This is a genomic window from Rhizobacter sp., from assembly GCF_046595475.1.
In the GTDB taxonomy this organism is placed as follows: domain Bacteria; phylum Pseudomonadota; class Gammaproteobacteria; order Burkholderiales; family Burkholderiaceae_C; genus Rhizobacter.
The window spans coordinates 1-14,765 of sequence record NZ_JBKJOQ010000092.1; the positions used below are offsets into that span (position 1 = coordinate 1).

Sequence of the window (14,765 nt, forward strand, 5' to 3'; positions counted from 1 at the left end):
TTCGCGGCCTCGATGAACCATTTCATCTCGGCCATCTGCTGATCCTTGTTCAGCGTCGACGGCTGGAACTCGGCATCGATCCATTTCTTCGCGGCGGCTTCGTCTGCCCATGCGCCCTGGCCGATGACCAGAGCGGCAGCGGCAAAGGCCACAGCATTCAAGCGCAATTTCATGTGTGTCTCCTCAAGTGCTTCCCGTTGACGTCATGACAGGCCGGCTGGGAAGGACTGACCGGCTGCCTCTTCAAAAAAACTATCCTTTGCGGATGACCACGGCCAGCAGCAGCATCGAGACGACAAAGCTGATCCAGATCGATGGTTCCGACTCCAGGCCGAACCAGCTGATCATCCTTTCGCTGACCGCGACAAAGCCCAGGTTGACGTACGCTGCGCTCAACAGCCCGATGAAGAGCCGATCGCCGCGCGTCGTGGTGATCGGCAGAAAACCCCTGCGCGCGACGGTCGGTGACTTGAGCTCCCACACCGTCATGACGATCAGCATCAGCGCGATGCAGAAGAAGAACACCGCGACAGGCGTGGTCCAGGCCATCCAGGCAAACATCTTGGCGACTCCCTTTTCAGACGCGACCCATCGCGAAACCCTTCGCGATGTAGTGCCGCACGAACCAGATCACGATGGCACCGGGAACGATCGTCAGCGCGCCGGCCGCGGCGAGCACGCCCCAGTCCATGCCCGAGGCGGAGACGGTGCGTGTCATCACTGCCACGATCGGCTTGGCGTTGACACTCGTCAAGGTGCGCGCCATGAGCAACTCGACCCAGCTGAACATGAAGCAGAAGAACGCCGCGACGCCCACGCCGGCCTTGATCAGCGGGATGAAGATGGTCAGGAAGAAGCGCGGGAACGAGTACCCGTCGATGTAGGCGGTCTCGTCGATCTCGCGCGGGATGCCGCTCATGAAGCCTTCGAGAATCCACACCGCCAGCGGCACGTTGAACAGCAGGTGCGCGAGCGCCACCGCGATGTGCGTGTCCATCAGGCCGAGCGTGGTGTAGAGCTGGAAGAACGGCAGCAGGAACACGGCCGGCGGTGTCATGCGGTTCGTCAGCAACCAGAAGAACACGTGTTTGTCGCCGAGGAACGAATAGCGCGAGAAAGCGTAGGCGGCCGGCAGCGCCACCAGCAGCGAGATCACCGTGTTGATGGCCACGTAGATCATCGAGTTGATGTAGCCCGAGTACCAGCTCTCGTCGGTGAAGATGACCTTGTAGTTGTCCCAGGTGAAGGCATGCGGCCACATGCTGAAGACAGAGAGGATCTCTTCGTTCGTCTTGAACGACATGTTGACCATCCAGTACACCGGCAAGATGGCGAACAGCAGGTAAGCGAGCAGGAAGATCGTGCGCTTCTTGAAGCGGCGCTCATCCATGTTGAGCTCCTTCCGTGCTGGCCGTGCCCACGCGCTGCATCCAGTTGTAGAGGATGAAGCAGAGCAACAAGATGATCAAAAAGTAGATCAGCGAGAAGGCCGCAGCCGGGCCCAAGTCGAATTGGCCAACCGCCTTCTGCGTGAGGTACTGCGACAAGAAAGTGGTGGCATTGCCCGGCCCGCCGCCAGTGAGCACGAAGGGCTCGGTGTAGATCATGAAGCTGTCCATGAAGCGCAGCAGCACGGCGATCATCAGCACGCCGCGAAGCTTGGGCAGCTGGATGTAGCGGAACACCGCGGGCTTGCTGGCGCCGTCAATGCGCGCGGCCTGGTAGTAGGCGTCGGGAATGGCGCGCAGCCCTGCGAAGCACAGCAGCGCGACCAGGGGCGTCCAGTGCCACACGTCCATCACCAGCACGGTGAGCCACGCATCGGTGGCGCTGCCGGTGTAGCTGTAGTCGATGCCCAGCTTGGCGAGCGCCGCGCCCATCAGGCCAATGTCGGTGCGGCCGTAGATCTGCCAGATGGTGCCAACCACGTTCCAGGGGATCAGCAGCGAGATGGCCACCAGTACCAGCACGGCAGACGATTTCCAGCCCTGCGCCGGCATCGAGAGCGCGAGGCAGATGCCGAGCGGTATCTCGACCAGCAACACCGAGAGCGAGAAGCCCATCTGGCGGATCAGTGCTTCGAGCAATTCGTCGTCGCGCATCACCGACTTGAACCACTCGGTGCCCACGAACACGCGGCGCTCGGGCGAGATGATGTCTTGCACGGAGTAGTTCACCACCGTCATCAGCGGCAGGATGGCCGAGAAGGCCACGCAGAGAATGACGGGGAGTATGAGGAACCAGGCTTTCTGGTTGACGGGTTTCATGCGAGCGCCTCCGAAACCGGCATGCCTGAGCTGGTGATGAGCTGCTCGTTTTGGCCGTAGTAGCAGGTGTGAGACCCGGTGACCTTGAGCCACACCTTGTCACCCACCGCCGGCGGTGACGCTTCGGCGCCCAGCCGCACACGCAGCGTCGCGCCGTCGCAGCGCACGGTGAGCAGCCAGTAGGTGCCAACGTCTTGGCGCTGCGCTACCTCGCCTGGCAAGGCACCGGCATCGCTCGCCTCAACCAGCGAAACGTATTCGGGCCGCACGCCGAGCGTGAAGCTGCCCGCCGCCTGCAGCGGTGCCGTGTCGGCCGTCACCTCTAGGGCATGCCCGCCCACTTCCACGTGGCTGCCGTTCCACCGCGCCGGCAAAAAGTTCATGCCCGGCGAGCCGATGAAGTGGCCCACGAAGGTGTGCGCGGGCCGCTCGAAGAGCTGGTCGGCAGAGCCGATCTGCACCGCGCGGCCGCGTGTCATCACGACCACTTCTTCGGCGAAGGTGAGTGCTTCGACCTGGTCGTGCGTCACGTAGATGAGCGTGAGCTTCAGCTCGTGGTGAATCTGCTTGAGCTTGCGGCGCAGCTGCCATTTCAAGTGCGGGTCGATCACGGTGAGCGGCTCATCGAAGAGCACCGCGCTCACGTCTTCGCGCACGAGGCCGCGGCCGAGCGAGATCTTCTGCTTGGCGTCGGCCGCCAGGCCGGCGGCGCGCACATTGAGCTGGCCGCTCATTTCCAGCATCTCGGCGATCTGGCCGACGCGCTGCTTGATCTTGTCGGGCGCGACGCCGCGGTTCTTCAGTGGGAAGGCCAGGTTCTCGGCCACCGTCATGGTGTCGTAGATGACGGGGAACTGGAACACCTGGGCGATGTTGCGCTGCTGCGGTGTCTTGCGCGTCATGTCCACGCCGTCAAACTTCACCGTGCCCTGCGAGGGCGTGACGAGGCCGGAGACGATGTTGAGCAGCGTGGTCTTGCCGCAGCCCGAGGGGCCTAGCAGGGCATAGGCGCCGCCATCGCGGAAGCTCATCTTCAGCGGCAGCAATGCGTAGTCCTCATCCTTCTGCGGATTCGGGCGGTAGGCGTGCGCCAGATCGAGGTCGATGCGGGCCATGTCAGAGCCCCCCTTTCGCAGGCGCCACGAGCAATGCGCCGGCCGAGTCGAACACGTGCACGTGCTCGGGGTTCAGGTAAAGCGTGATGGGTGCGCCCAGGTCGAAGAAGTGCACGCCGGTGAGCTGAGCGACGAGCTCGCCCACGGGGGTGTCCACGTGCACGAAGGTGTCGGAGCCGGAGATCTCGGCCAGCTCGACCTTGCCGGGCAAGGCCACGTCGCCGGGGCGTTGGTTGACATGCAGAGCGCTGGCGCGCACGCCGAGGGTGAAGGCGTCGCCGTGCATCCGTTCGCCCTGGGCTTGTCGCAGGGCTTCGACAAGCTCAGCCCGAACGGAGTTGTGTTCAGCGCGAACGGCGTTGTGGTCAGCCAGAACGTTGTTGTGGTCAGCCCGAACGGTGTCGTGTGCGGTTTGAACGGTGGTGCTCTCGGCGCTGTTGATCAGGTTCATGGGCGGGTCGCTGAAGGCGCGCGCCACGCGGATCGATTTGGGCCGGTGGAACACCTCGGCCGTGGGGCCGTACTGCAGCAGCTCGCCGGCGTCCATCACCGCGGTGTAGCCCCCCAGCAGCAGGGCTTCGGTGGGCTCTGTGGTGGCGTAGACCACGGTCGAGTTGCCGGCGGCAAAGAGCTGGGTCAGCTCGTCGCGCAGCTCTTCGCGCAGCTTGTAGTCGAGGTTTACCAGCGGCTCGTCGAGCAGCATCAGCGGTGCGTTCTTGGCCAGTGCGCGGGCCAAGGCCACACGCTGCTGCTGGCCACCGGACAGCTCGGCCGGAAGGCGCTTGAGAAACGGCTCGATGTGCAGCTTGGCGGCCAGCTCGTTCACGCGCTCGGCGATACCCTTGTCGCGTCGCAGCTTGAGCGGCGAAGCGATGTTGTCGAACACCGTCATCGATGGGTAGTTGATGAACTGCTGGTAGACCATGGACACGTTGCGATCGCGCACCGGCATGCCGGTCACGTCTTTGCCGTCGACGCGCACCACGCCCTTGCTGGGCACGTCCAGGCCGGCCATCAGCCGCATCAGCGTGGTCTTGCCCGCTTGCGTGGCGCCCAGCAGCACCGTCACGGCGCCGGGCACCAGGCTCAGGTCCAGCGGGTACAGGTGGGTCTGCGGGCCCACCTGCTTGTCGACCCGCTCCAGGCTCAGCTCCATCTGACTTTCCTTTTCGTCACAGCGCTCACGCTTTCATCTCCACGGGTTCTTGGTTGATCTGCCAGCGGGCCTCGCACCAGCGGGCCACGCGTTCACGATCGGCCACGCTCATGTGCAGGCCGAGCTTGGTGCGGCGCCACAGCACGTCGTCGGCTGTGCGCGCCCATTCGTGGTCGTGCAGGTAGTTGAGCTCGGCTTCGTAGAGGCCGGGGGCCACTTCTTCGCCCAGGCCTTCGGCGCCGACGACCTTGTTGATGCGCGCCCCATAGCAGCGTGCGAGGTGGCGGCGCACGGCAGCAGGCCACTGTGGGTGTTGCCGCGCGAGTGCAGCATCGAAGCGCTCGAAGTCGGCATCGGGCCGCACGGCCGGGCCGATCCAGGCGCTGAGGTCACCGCCGGGCAGAAAGGCACCTGCCGTCCACGCCTTGTGCTTCACGCCCATGTGATGGCACAGGCCATCGGCGGCCTCTTCGGCGAGCTTGCGGAAGGTGGTGATCTTGCCGCCCCACACGGTGAGCAGCGGCGCCTGCTCAGTGTCGAAATCGAGCTGGTAGTCACGCGTGACGGCCGAGGCGTCGCTGGTCTCGTCGCCCAGCAGTGGGCGCACGCCGGCGTAGGTCCACACCACGTCGGCGGGTGTCACGGGCTTGGCGAAATAGCGGCTCGCCTGCTCACACAGGTAGGCGATCTCGCTGTCGTTGATGCGGGCTTGGCCCACCGCGCCGTCGTGCTCCACGTCGGTGGTGCCGATGAGTGTGAACTCGCCTTCGTAAGGGATGGCAAAGATGATGCGGCGGTCGGGGTTCTGGAAGATGTAGGCGTGGTCGTGGTCGAAGAGCTTCTTCACCACGATGTGGCTGCCTTTCACCAGGCGCAGCGTCTTCGACTCGTGCAAGTGGGCGTGCTCTTGCAGGAACTGCGCGGCCCACGGGCCGGCGGCATTAACCAGCGCCCGCGCGCTGACCTTGCGGCGCGCGCCTTGTGCGTCTTGCAACTGCATCTGCCAGCCGGTGGCGTTGCGCTGGGCATCGACACAGCGCCAGCCGGTGAGCACTGTTGCGCCCCGCTCGGCGGCATCGATGGCATTGAGCACCACCAGCCGTGCATCGTCGACCCAACCATCGGAGTAGACAAAACCTTTGGTGAACTGCGGCTTCAACGGCTTACCGGCGGGGTGCTCGCGCATGTCGATGCCCTGCGAGCCCGGCAGCACCTCGCGCTTGGCGAGGTGGTCGTAAAGGAAGAGGCCTATGCGGATCAGCCATGCCGGCCGCAGGAAGCTGGAGCGCGGGTCGTGTGGCATCACGAAGCGCAGCGGCCACATGATGTGGGGTGCGCTCTTGAGCAGCACCTCGCGCTCAGCCAGCGCCTTGCGCACCAACGAGAACTCGTAGTACTCCAGATAGCGCAGCCCGCCGTGAACCAGCTTGGTCGAAGACGACGAGGTGTGCGCTGCCAGGTCGTCTTTCTCACACAACACAACGCGCAGGCCGCGCCCCGCGAGGTCTCGCGCAATGCCGGCGCCATTGATACCGCCGCCCACGATGAGCACATCGCAGGTTTGCTCGGCAGGGGTCTGGCGATCCGTGGGGGCCGTGTCGGCGGTGCCCGGGTGCGGGTGATTCAAGCTGTCTGTCTCCTGGGCCTGGGCGCTCCGTTGCGCTTCAGGCTGCCGATTCCATCACAACCATGTTCGGTTTGTGTTCGTTTGTTTTCCTCTTTTTTCTTTTTAGCCGACAAACGAAAACCACGCAAGCTCGCAATCCAGCATTTCGGGTTCATCCCGATCCGCTACGCTCGCCACCAAAAATCGACTCATTGCGCATGACACCCAACCCCAGACAAGCCTTGTTGCTTCAGGAAGTACGCGCGCGCGGCGCGCTGTCGGTGGAGGCGTTGGCCGACCAGTTCGGCGTGACGCTGCAAACCGTGCGGCGCGACGTGAAGCAACTGGCCGAAGCCGGGCTGCTGGCGCGCTTTCACGGCGGTGTGCGGCTGCCCAGCTCGACCACCGAGAACATCGCCTACCGGCAACGCCAGCAGCTCAACGAGCAGGCCAAGCAGCGCATTGCGCGCCGCGTGGCGCAGATGGTGCCGGAGGGCTGCTCGCTGATCATCAACATCGGCACCACGACCGAGGCGATTGCGCGCGAGCTGCTGCACCACAAGGGCTTGCGGGTCATCACCAACAATTTGAACGTGGCGGCCATCCTGAGCGACAACCCTGCCTGCGAGGTGATCGTGGCGGGTGGCGTGGTGCGCTCGCGTGACCGCGGCATCGTGGGCGAGGTGACGGTCGATTTCATCAGCCAGTTCAAGGTTGACATCGGGCTGATCGGCATCTCGGGCATAGAAGACGACGGCACCTTGCGTGACTTCGACTATCGCGAGGTGAAGGTGGCGCGCGCCATCATCGAGCACTCGCGCGAGGTGTGGCTGGCGGCCGACCATTCGAAGTTCAACCGGCCGGCGATGGTGAAGCTGGCGGGTTTGAATGAGGTGGACATGCTGTTCACGGACACGAGGCCGCCGGAGCCGTTTCCGGCGCTGCTCAACGAGGCAGGGGTTCAATGTGAAGTGGCGGAGTGATCGAGCATGAGCAAACCCACCTACCTCCTCGCCCTGGACCAAGGCACCTCCAGCTCGCGCAGCATCGTCTTCGACGAACACGGCCACATCGTCGCGATGGCGCAGCGCGAGTTCCGCCAGATCTACCCGCAGCCGGGCTGGGTCGAGCACGACCCCAAGGAGATTTGGGAGTCGCAACTCGCCACTGCGAAAGAAGCGCTCGCCAACGCCGGGCTCAGCGCGAAAGACATCGCCTCCATCGGCATCACCAACCAGCGCGAAACCACGCTGGTGTGGAACCGCAAGACCGGTGAGCCCATCTACAACGCCATCGTCTGGCAAGACCGCCGCATGGAGCCCGTGTGCGCCGAGCTGCGGGCCAAGGGGCTGGAGCCCACCTTCCGCGAGAAGACCGGCCTCATCATCGACGCCTACTTCTCCGGCACCAAGCTGAAATGGATACTCGACACCGTGCCCGGTGCGCGCGCCGCGGCAACCCGGGGCGAGCTGGCCTTCGGCACTGTCGATTCGTGGCTGATGTGGCACCTCACCGGTGGGCAAGTGCACGCCACCGACGTGAGCAACGCCTCGCGCACGCTGATGCTCAATGTGCACAAGAACGAGTGGGACGACGAGTTGCTGAAGATACTCAATGTGCCGCGCGAGCTGCTGCCAGCGGTGCATCCCTCCAGCCATGTCTACGGCCACACCACGGCCAACATACTGGGCGCCGCCATCCCCATCGGCGGCATTGCAGGCGACCAGCAGAGTGCGCTCTTCGGCCAGGCCTGTTTCAAGGCCGGCCTTGCGAAAAACACCTACGGCACCGGCTGCTTCATGCTGATGCACACCGGGGCGCAGTTTCAAACGTCGACCAATGGCCTCATCACCACCAGCGCTGCGCAACCCACGACCACACCCGAGTTCGCGCTCGAAGGCAGTGTCTTCATCGGTGGCGCCGTGGTGCAGTGGTTGCGTGACGGCCTGCATGCCATCAAGGCCAGCGGCGAGGTGCAGCAGCTCGCCGAGAGCGTGCCCGACAGCGGCGGCGTGATGTTTGTGCCGGCCTTCACCGGTCTGGGCGCGCCCTACTGGAACGCCGATGCGCGCGGCGCCATCGTGGGCCTCACGCGGGGCACCACCGTGGCCCACATCGCACGCGCGGCGCTCGAGAGCATTGCCTTCCAGAGTGCGGCGCTGTTGCAGGCCATGAGCCGCGATGCGGTGGCAGCGGGCGGCTCACCGGTGGCCGAGCTGCGGGTGGATGGCGGCGCTTGCGTCAACAACCTGCTGATGCAGATACAGGCCGACTTGCTCGGCATTCCGGTGGTGCGCCCCAAGGTCATCGAGACCACCGCGCTTGGCGCGGCCTACTTGGCCGGCTTGTCGAGTGGCGTGTACAGCAACCTCGACCAGCTGGGCGCGCAGTGGCAGGTCGACCGCACCTTTCGCCCGACCATGTCGCGTGCGCGCGCCGGCGAGCTGATGGCACAGTGGGAGCACGCGGTGCGCAAGGCCACCGCGGCCTGATCAGTCGGCCACTCAGTCAGTCTTCCAGCTCGGCCTTGGCCATCTCCACGTCGAGCCGCTCCATTGCATCGAGTGGCTCACAGGCGGCCGCGTCGGCGTAGAGCTTTTCGGCTTCTTTCATCTTCTTGTCGCCATCGAGCATGACCAGCCCGTTGGCGTACTCGACCATGGCGATGGCCGACGTGGGGTTGAGCTTGAGCGCGGTCTTGAACATGGTGAGGCCGGCGTCTTTGCTGGCGCCTTGAGTGCGGCCCAGCAGCGAGCCCACCTTGTCGATCACCTCGGCATGGAAGGCGCCCAGCGTGATGTGCGCATCAGCGTGCTTGGGGCTTAGCTTGATGGCGGTTTCGAGTGCGGTTTTCACCTTGCTGCCCAGGCCTTGCGCGAGCGCCTTGGCCACGCTGATGCCCTGGCTGTAGCGGCCCAGCGAGTAGGCGATCTGGTAATGGGCATTGGCGTTCTTCGGGTCTTCGGCGGCTTGCGCATCGGCGCGGCCGGCCACTTCGAGGAACAGTGCGAACTTGGTCTTCTCGCTCTTCTCCAGGTAGTTGGCGTAGATGGACTGCGCCTTGTTGGCGACCGTGATGCCTGCGCCACCGGCTTTCAGCCCGGCCTCGGTGGCCTTCTGGAATTCGCCGGCATGGAACAGCGCCCAGGCAGCCAGCACGTTGTCGTCTTTCGGCAGCGGCTCGGCATCACCGGCGTGCAGCCGCGCCCACTTCTTCTTCAGGGTGGCGGCGTCGTAGGTGTATTCGGCTGCGTCGTAGGGGAAGGCGGTCCACTTGGCCATGGCGTTGTCTCCTTAGGGCTTCGGGTCTGATTTTTGATAGTGACCGACCAGGCCGAGCAGGTGCTCGCGTTGGCCGGCTTCGAGGTAGGGCATCAGCAGGCTGAGCACATGGAAGGCGCCGCGCAGCAAGGCGGCACCAGCGCTCTCGGGCTCGAGTGCATTGCGCGGGTCACGCACATATTCGTAGCTGAGCCAGTAGGTCAGCACCACCACCATGGCAGTGGCGGTGGGCTCGGCCGCGCCGGGGGTGATCTGGATGGCGTTGCCACGCGACATGCCGCGGAGCACGCTCTGTACGGCGTGAGACTTGTTCTTCAGCACGGCCTGGAACTGCGTCTCCAGCTTGCGGTTCTTGCTCAGCAGATCATTCAGGTCGCGGTAGAGAAAGCGGTACTGCCAGATCAGCTCGAACAGCATGTGGAAGAAGAGCCAGGCATCTTCGACGTTGCGCACGTCGTCTGCTGCGTGCAGCAGCTGGTTGAGTGCCTCTTCGTAGCGGGTGAAGAGCGAGTTGATCAGCTCGTCTTTGGCGGGGTAGTGGTAATAGAGATTGCCCGGGCTGATGTTGAGCTCGGCCGAGATCAGCGTGGTGGAGACGTTGGGCTCGCCGAAGCGGTTGAACAGCGCCAGCGTCACTTCCAGAATGCGCTCGGCGGTGCGGCGCGGCTTCTTCGGGGGAGGGGCCATTTTTGTCTCTTTTGTCTCTGGCGGCGAATCTAGCACCAGACGCCCGTTTCACCGCCAGCGAGAAAAGAGCTGCCTGCCTACAATCGCGCGCTCCATGCCAGCCATTTCCTTCCAGAACGTCAGCAAGACCTACTCAGCCGCCGGCCGCGAAGTGCGCGCCCTCGATGGTGTGAGCTTCGACATCCAGCCCGGTGAATTCTTCGGCCTGCTCGGGCCCAACGGCGCCGGCAAGACCACGCTGATCAGCATCCTCGCGGGCTTGAGCCGTGCCACTGGCGGCCAGGTGGCTGTGCACGGCCACGACGTGGTGGCCGATTACGCCGAAGCCCGCAAGCGCCTGGGCATCGTGCCCCAAGAGCTGGTGTTCGACCCCTTCTTCAGCGTGCGCGAATCGCTGGTCATCCAGAGCGGCTACTTTGGCGTGCGCAACAACGGCGCCTGGATCGACGAGCTGCTGCAGGGCCTGGGGCTTGCCGACAAGGCGAATGCCAACATGCGTCAGCTCTCGGGTGGCATGAAACGCCGCGTGCTGGTCGCCCAGGCGCTGGTGCACCGCCCGCCGGTGATCGTGCTCGACGAGCCGACCGCGGGTGTAGACGTGGAGTTGCGCCAAACGCTGTGGCAGTTTGTCGCCCGCCTCAACAAGGAAGGTCACACCGTGCTGCTGACCACGCACTACCTGGAAGAGGCTGAGGCGTTGTGCGGTCGCATCGCCATGCTCAAGCAGGGCCGCGTGGTGGCGCTAGACCGCACCTCGGCGCTGTTGGCGGGCACGGCCAGCACGATGATGCGGTTCAAGATGGATGCGGCACTGCCCGCTTCGCTGGCGGCGCAATCGCGGGTCACCGGGCGCATCGTGCAGGTGACGGCACATGACGCGGCGGAAGTGGAGCAGGTGTTGGCCACCTTGCGCGCCGCGGGCTGCCGGCCTGAAGACCTGGAGATCGGCCGCGCTGATTTGGAAGACGTCTTCCTGGAGATCATGAAGGTGCCCGCATGATGGTTCGTCTCTCCGGCGCACGCACCCTGTTCTACAAAGAGATGCTGCGCTTCTACAAGGTCAGCTTCCAGACCGTGGCCGCGCCGGTGCTCACAGCCGTGCTGTATTTGCTGATCTTCGGCCACGTGCTCGAGGGCCGGGTCAAGGTGTTTGGCGAGGTGGGCTACACCAGCTTTCTCATCCCTGGCCTGGTGATGATGAGCGTGTTGCAAAACGCATTCGCCAACAGCAGCTCGTCGCTGATCCAGAGCAAGATCACCGGCAACCTTGTCTTCCTGCTGGTCACGCCGCTCAGCCACTGGGCTTGGTTCGTGGCTTATGTAGGCGCTTCGGTCGTGCGCGGCCTGGTGGTGGGTACGGGTGTCTTGCTGGTGACGGTGTGGTTTGCGCCGCCGCCCGTGGCCAACCCGTTGTGGATCATCGTCTTCACGCTGTGCGGTGCCGCCATGATGGGCGCGCTGGGCTTGGTGGCGGGCCTCTGGGCCGAGAAGTTCGAGCAGATCGCGGCCTTCCAGAACTTCATCATCATGCCCATGACCTTTCTGTCGGGCGTGTTCTATTCGATCAAGTCGCTGCCGCCCTTCTGGCAAGGCGTGAGCCACCTGAACCCGTTCTTCTACATGATCGACGGCTTTCGGCATGGCTTCTTCGGGGTGAGCGATGTGTCGCCGTGGATCAGCTTCTCGATCGTGGCCACGAGCCTCGCAATCGTCTGCGTCCTGTGCCTGCACCTGCTGCGCATAGGCTACAAGATTCGAAGCTAAGAGATAATCCTCGTCACCATGGCAGACCCCACCCCCTCCGAAGTCGAGCGCTACATCGCGCAAGGCCTGGCCTGCGAGCACTTGCAGGTTGAGGGTGACGGCCGCCACTTCTTCGCCACCATCGTGTCGGCCGAGTTTGAAGGCAAGAGCCGCGTGGCGCGCCACCAGCGTGTGTACCAGGCGCTGGGCGATAGAATGCGCGAGCAAATCCACGCCCTGTCCATGAAGACGCTGACCCCGGTTGAGTGGGCTGCAAGCCCGGCTCCGGCCACTACCCACCACCACTGAAACCCGCCGCAGTGTTCACTGCGGCTGGCGAGCCTGCGCCAGCGGGTTCGGTTAGCCGGGGCGGGCATGGGGCAAGGAAACACGCTCATGGACAAACTTCTGATTCGCGGTGGTCGCCGGCTTGAAGGCGAAGTCACGATCTCGGGCGCCAAAAACGCTGCGCTGCCCGAGCTGTGCGCCGCGTTGCTCACCACCGATCCGGTGACGCTCACCAACGTGCCGCGCCTGCAAGACGTCAACACCACCATCAAGCTGCTGCGCATGCTGGGCGCGGGCGCTGAGCGCAGCGAGGCACAACCCGACAGCGTGTCGATCAATGCGTCGACCGTGAACTCGCACGAGGCGACTTACGATTTGGTGAAGACCATGCGCGCTTCCATCTTGGTGCTGGGCCCGCTGCTGGCGCGCTTTGGCGAAGCCAAGGTGTCGTTGCCCGGTGGTTGCGCCATCGGCTCGCGGCCGGTTGACCAGCACATCAAGGGCATGCAGGCGATGGGCGCCGAGATCACGGTGGAGCACGGCTACATCCTGGCCCGCGCCAAGCGGCTCAAAGGCGCGCGCATCACCACCGACATGGTGACTGTGACCGGCACCGAAAATCTGATGATGGCCGCCACGCTGGCTGAAGGCGAAACGGTGCTGGAAAACGCCGCGCAAGAGCCCGAGATTCCCGACCTGGCCGAGATGCTGATCGCCATGGGCGCCAAGATCCAGGGCCATGGCACCAGCAAGATTCGCATTCAGGGTGTCGAGCGTCTGCATGGGGCGAACCATCGCATCGTGCCCGACCGCATAGAGGCTGGAACCTTTCTGTGCGCTGTGGCTGCGGCCGGCGGCAACGTGGTGCTGCGCCGCGCGCGTGCCGACCATCTTGATGCGGTGATCGACAAGCTGCGTGAGGCAGGCGCCAGCATCGAGGCCGGCGCCGACTGGATACGCGTGAAGAGCGACACGCGGCCGCGTGCGGTGGGCTTTCGCACCAGCGAGTACCCCGCCTTCCCGACCGACATGCAGGCGCAATTCATGGTGCTCAACTGCATCGCGAGCGGTACCGCCAAAGTCACCGAAACCATTTTCGAGAATCGCTTCATGCACGTGAACGAGCTCGTGCGGCTGGGCGCCAAGATCGAGGTCGACGGGCACACGGCGGTGGTGCAGGGCGTCGAGCGTTTGTCGGGCGCGACCGTGATGGCCACCGACCTGCGTGCCTCGGCCAGTCTGGTGATCGGTGGTTTGGTAGCCGATGGCGAAACGGTGGTCGAGCGCATCTATCACCTGGACCGCGGTTACGACCAGATGGAAACCAAGCTGCGCGGCATTGGCGCAGACATAGAGCGAACAAAATGAACTCCCACACTCTCTATCGTTCGTTGCCCCCCAAGGGGGCGTGCGCCCCCTTTGAGGCGGCTCGGCAGGGGGCGCGATGATTACCCTTGCCTTGTCCAAAGGACGTATTTTTGAAGAGACCTTGCCGCTGCTCAAAGCCGCTGGCATCGAGGTGCTCGAAGACCCCGAGAAGTCGCGCAAGCTGATCATCGGCACCACCCGCCCCGACGTGCGTGTGGTGCTGGTTCGCGCGACCGACGTGCCCACCTACGTGCAGTACGGCGGTGCCGACATCGGTGTGGCCGGCAAAGACATCCTGCTAGAGCACGGTGGCCAAGGCCTGTACCAGCCGCTCGACCTGCGCATCGCCAAGTGCCGCATGAGCGTGGCTGTGCGTGACGACTTCGATTACGCCGCTGCCGTGAAGCAGGGCTCGCGCCTGCGCGTGGCCACCAAGTACACCAGCTGCGCGCGCGATCACTTCGCCGACAAGGGCGTGCATGTGGACGTGATCAAGCTCTACGGTTCGATGGAGCTCGCCCCGCTGACCGGCCTGGCCGATGCCATCGTCGACCTCGTGTCGACCGGTAACACGCTCAAGGCCAACCACCTGGTTGAAGTGGAAGAGATCATGCAGATCTCAGCGCGCCTGGTGGTGAACCAGGCCGCACTCAAGCTCAAGCGCGATCCGATTCGCCAGATCATCGATGCGTTTGCATCGGCCATCCCTGCTCAATAGTCCTGCCCCCTAAAGCCATGACCGTCAACGTCCGTCAGCTCACCACGACCGCCGCCGATTTCGAGCCTCAGTTTCAGCGCGTGTTGCACTGGTCCGCCGAAACCGACCATGCGATCGAAGAGCGGGTGGCAGTCATTCTTGACGACGTCAGGGTGCGTGGCGATGCCGCGGTGCTGGAATACACGCAGCGCTTTGATGGGCTCGCCGCGTCGTCAGTGGCGGCGCTTGAGATCACTCAAGCCGAGTTGCAAGCCGCCCTCGCAGCCATCACGCACAAGCAACGCAGCGCCCTTGAAGCCGCTGCCGAGCGCGTGCGCGACTACCACCAGCGCCAGCTCGAAGCCTGCGGCCGCTCATGGAGCTACCGCGACGCCGATGGCACGTTGCTGGGCCAGAAGGTCACGCCGATTGACCGCTTGGGCATGTACGTGCCGGGCGGCAAGGCGGCTTACCCGTCGAGTGTGCTGATGGGCGCGGTGCCGGCCAAGGTGGCGGGTGTGGGTGAAATCATCATGGTGGTGCCCACGCCCAAGGG

Annotated in this window: 16 protein-coding genes; 8 read left to right on the plus strand and 8 right to left on the minus strand. The window is 64.3% G+C overall.

Features of this window, described 5'->3' with window-relative positions; genetic code table 11:
* Window positions 1–252: 252 nt before the first annotated feature.
* Genes AC30QB_RS16590 through glpD form a run of 6 tightly spaced genes read right to left on the minus strand, consistent with a single transcriptional unit; the run spans window position 253 to window position 6,165 of the window.
* Entirely contained in the window at window positions 253–561 is a 309-nt protein-coding gene (locus AC30QB_RS16590; protein ID WP_489547355.1) for a DUF2160 domain-containing protein, read from the minus strand.
* Window positions 562–577: 16 nt separating this feature from the next.
* Window positions 578–1,390, minus strand: a complete 813-nt coding sequence (locus AC30QB_RS16595; RefSeq protein WP_489547356.1) for a carbohydrate ABC transporter permease — start codon at window positions 1,388–1,390, stop codon at window positions 578–580.
* The gene (locus tag AC30QB_RS16600; RefSeq protein ID WP_489547357.1) at window positions 1,383–2,267 is read right to left on the minus strand and encodes a carbohydrate ABC transporter permease; all 885 of its coding nucleotides are present in this window, start codon (window positions 2,265–2,267) and stop codon (window positions 1,383–1,385) included. The genes AC30QB_RS16595 and AC30QB_RS16600 overlap by 8 nt, the downstream gene beginning before the upstream one ends.
* A complete protein-coding gene (locus tag AC30QB_RS16605) occupies window positions 2,264–3,382 on the minus strand; it encodes an ABC transporter ATP-binding protein (RefSeq protein ID WP_489547358.1) in 1,119 nt (372 codons plus the stop codon). Before AC30QB_RS16605 ends, AC30QB_RS16600 begins: the two co-directional genes overlap by 4 nt.
* A 1-nt stretch (window position 3,383) precedes the next feature.
* On the minus strand, window positions 3,384–4,538 hold the full coding sequence (locus tag AC30QB_RS16610; protein ID WP_489547359.1) for an ABC transporter ATP-binding protein: 1,155 nt from the start codon (window positions 4,536–4,538) through the stop codon (window positions 3,384–3,386).
* A 25-nt stretch (window positions 4,539–4,563) separates the two neighbouring features.
* Window positions 4,564–6,165, minus strand: coding sequence for a glycerol-3-phosphate dehydrogenase (gene glpD / locus AC30QB_RS16615; protein ID WP_489547360.1), 1,602 nt, complete (start codon window positions 6,163–6,165; stop codon window positions 4,564–4,566).
* Window positions 6,166–6,362: 197 nt separating this feature from the next.
* Here glpD and AC30QB_RS16620 point away from each other — a divergent pair, with 197 nt between their 5' ends.
* Entirely contained in the window at window positions 6,363–7,127 is a 765-nt protein-coding gene (locus tag AC30QB_RS16620) for a DeoR/GlpR family DNA-binding transcription regulator (RefSeq protein ID WP_489547361.1), read from the plus strand.
* A gap of 6 nt (window positions 7,128–7,133) precedes the next feature.
* Complete coding sequence (gene glpK / locus AC30QB_RS16625) at window positions 7,134–8,636, plus strand: glycerol kinase GlpK (protein ID WP_489547362.1); 1,503 nt, start codon at window positions 7,134–7,136, stop codon at window positions 8,634–8,636.
* 16 nt (window positions 8,637–8,652) lie between these two features.
* Here the strand turns inward: glpK and AC30QB_RS16630 are convergent, their stop codons facing one another.
* Together AC30QB_RS16630 and AC30QB_RS16635 are read right to left on the minus strand one after the other, a co-directional pair.
* The gene (locus tag AC30QB_RS16630; protein ID WP_489547363.1) at window positions 8,653–9,426 is read right to left on the minus strand and encodes a hypothetical protein; all 774 of its coding nucleotides are present in this window, start codon (window positions 9,424–9,426) and stop codon (window positions 8,653–8,655) included.
* A gap of 12 nt (window positions 9,427–9,438) precedes the next feature.
* Complete coding sequence (locus AC30QB_RS16635) at window positions 9,439–10,113, minus strand: TetR/AcrR family transcriptional regulator (protein WP_489547364.1); 675 nt, start codon at window positions 10,111–10,113, stop codon at window positions 9,439–9,441.
* A gap of 94 nt (window positions 10,114–10,207) precedes the next feature.
* On the opposite strand from AC30QB_RS16635, the gene AC30QB_RS16640 reads away from it, so the two are divergent.
* The 6 genes from AC30QB_RS16640 to AC30QB_RS16665 form a co-directional block, all read left to right on the plus strand.
* Window positions 10,208–11,113, plus strand: coding sequence for an ABC transporter ATP-binding protein (locus AC30QB_RS16640; RefSeq protein ID WP_489547365.1), 906 nt, complete (start codon window positions 10,208–10,210; stop codon window positions 11,111–11,113).
* A complete protein-coding gene (locus AC30QB_RS16645) occupies window positions 11,110–11,877 on the plus strand; it encodes an ABC transporter permease (protein WP_489547366.1) in 768 nt (255 codons plus the stop codon). Before AC30QB_RS16640 ends, AC30QB_RS16645 begins: the two co-directional genes overlap by 4 nt.
* An 18-nt stretch (window positions 11,878–11,895) precedes the next feature.
* Window positions 11,896–12,165, plus strand: coding sequence for a BolA family protein (locus AC30QB_RS16650; protein ID WP_489547367.1), 270 nt, complete (start codon window positions 11,896–11,898; stop codon window positions 12,163–12,165).
* Window positions 12,166–12,252: 87 nt separating this feature from the next.
* Window positions 12,253–13,512, plus strand: a complete 1,260-nt coding sequence (murA, locus tag AC30QB_RS16655; protein WP_489547368.1) for a UDP-N-acetylglucosamine 1-carboxyvinyltransferase — start codon at window positions 12,253–12,255, stop codon at window positions 13,510–13,512.
* Window positions 13,513–13,588: 76 nt separating this feature from the next.
* Window positions 13,589–14,230 carry an ATP phosphoribosyltransferase gene (gene hisG / locus AC30QB_RS16660; RefSeq protein ID WP_489547369.1) on the plus strand — a complete coding sequence of 214 codons (642 nt, stop codon included), beginning with the start codon at window positions 13,589–13,591 and terminating at the stop codon, window positions 14,228–14,230.
* 17 nt (window positions 14,231–14,247) lie between these two features.
* On the plus strand, window positions 14,248–14,765 hold a 518-nt coding region (locus AC30QB_RS16665; RefSeq protein ID WP_489547370.1), incomplete at its 3' end, for a histidinol dehydrogenase.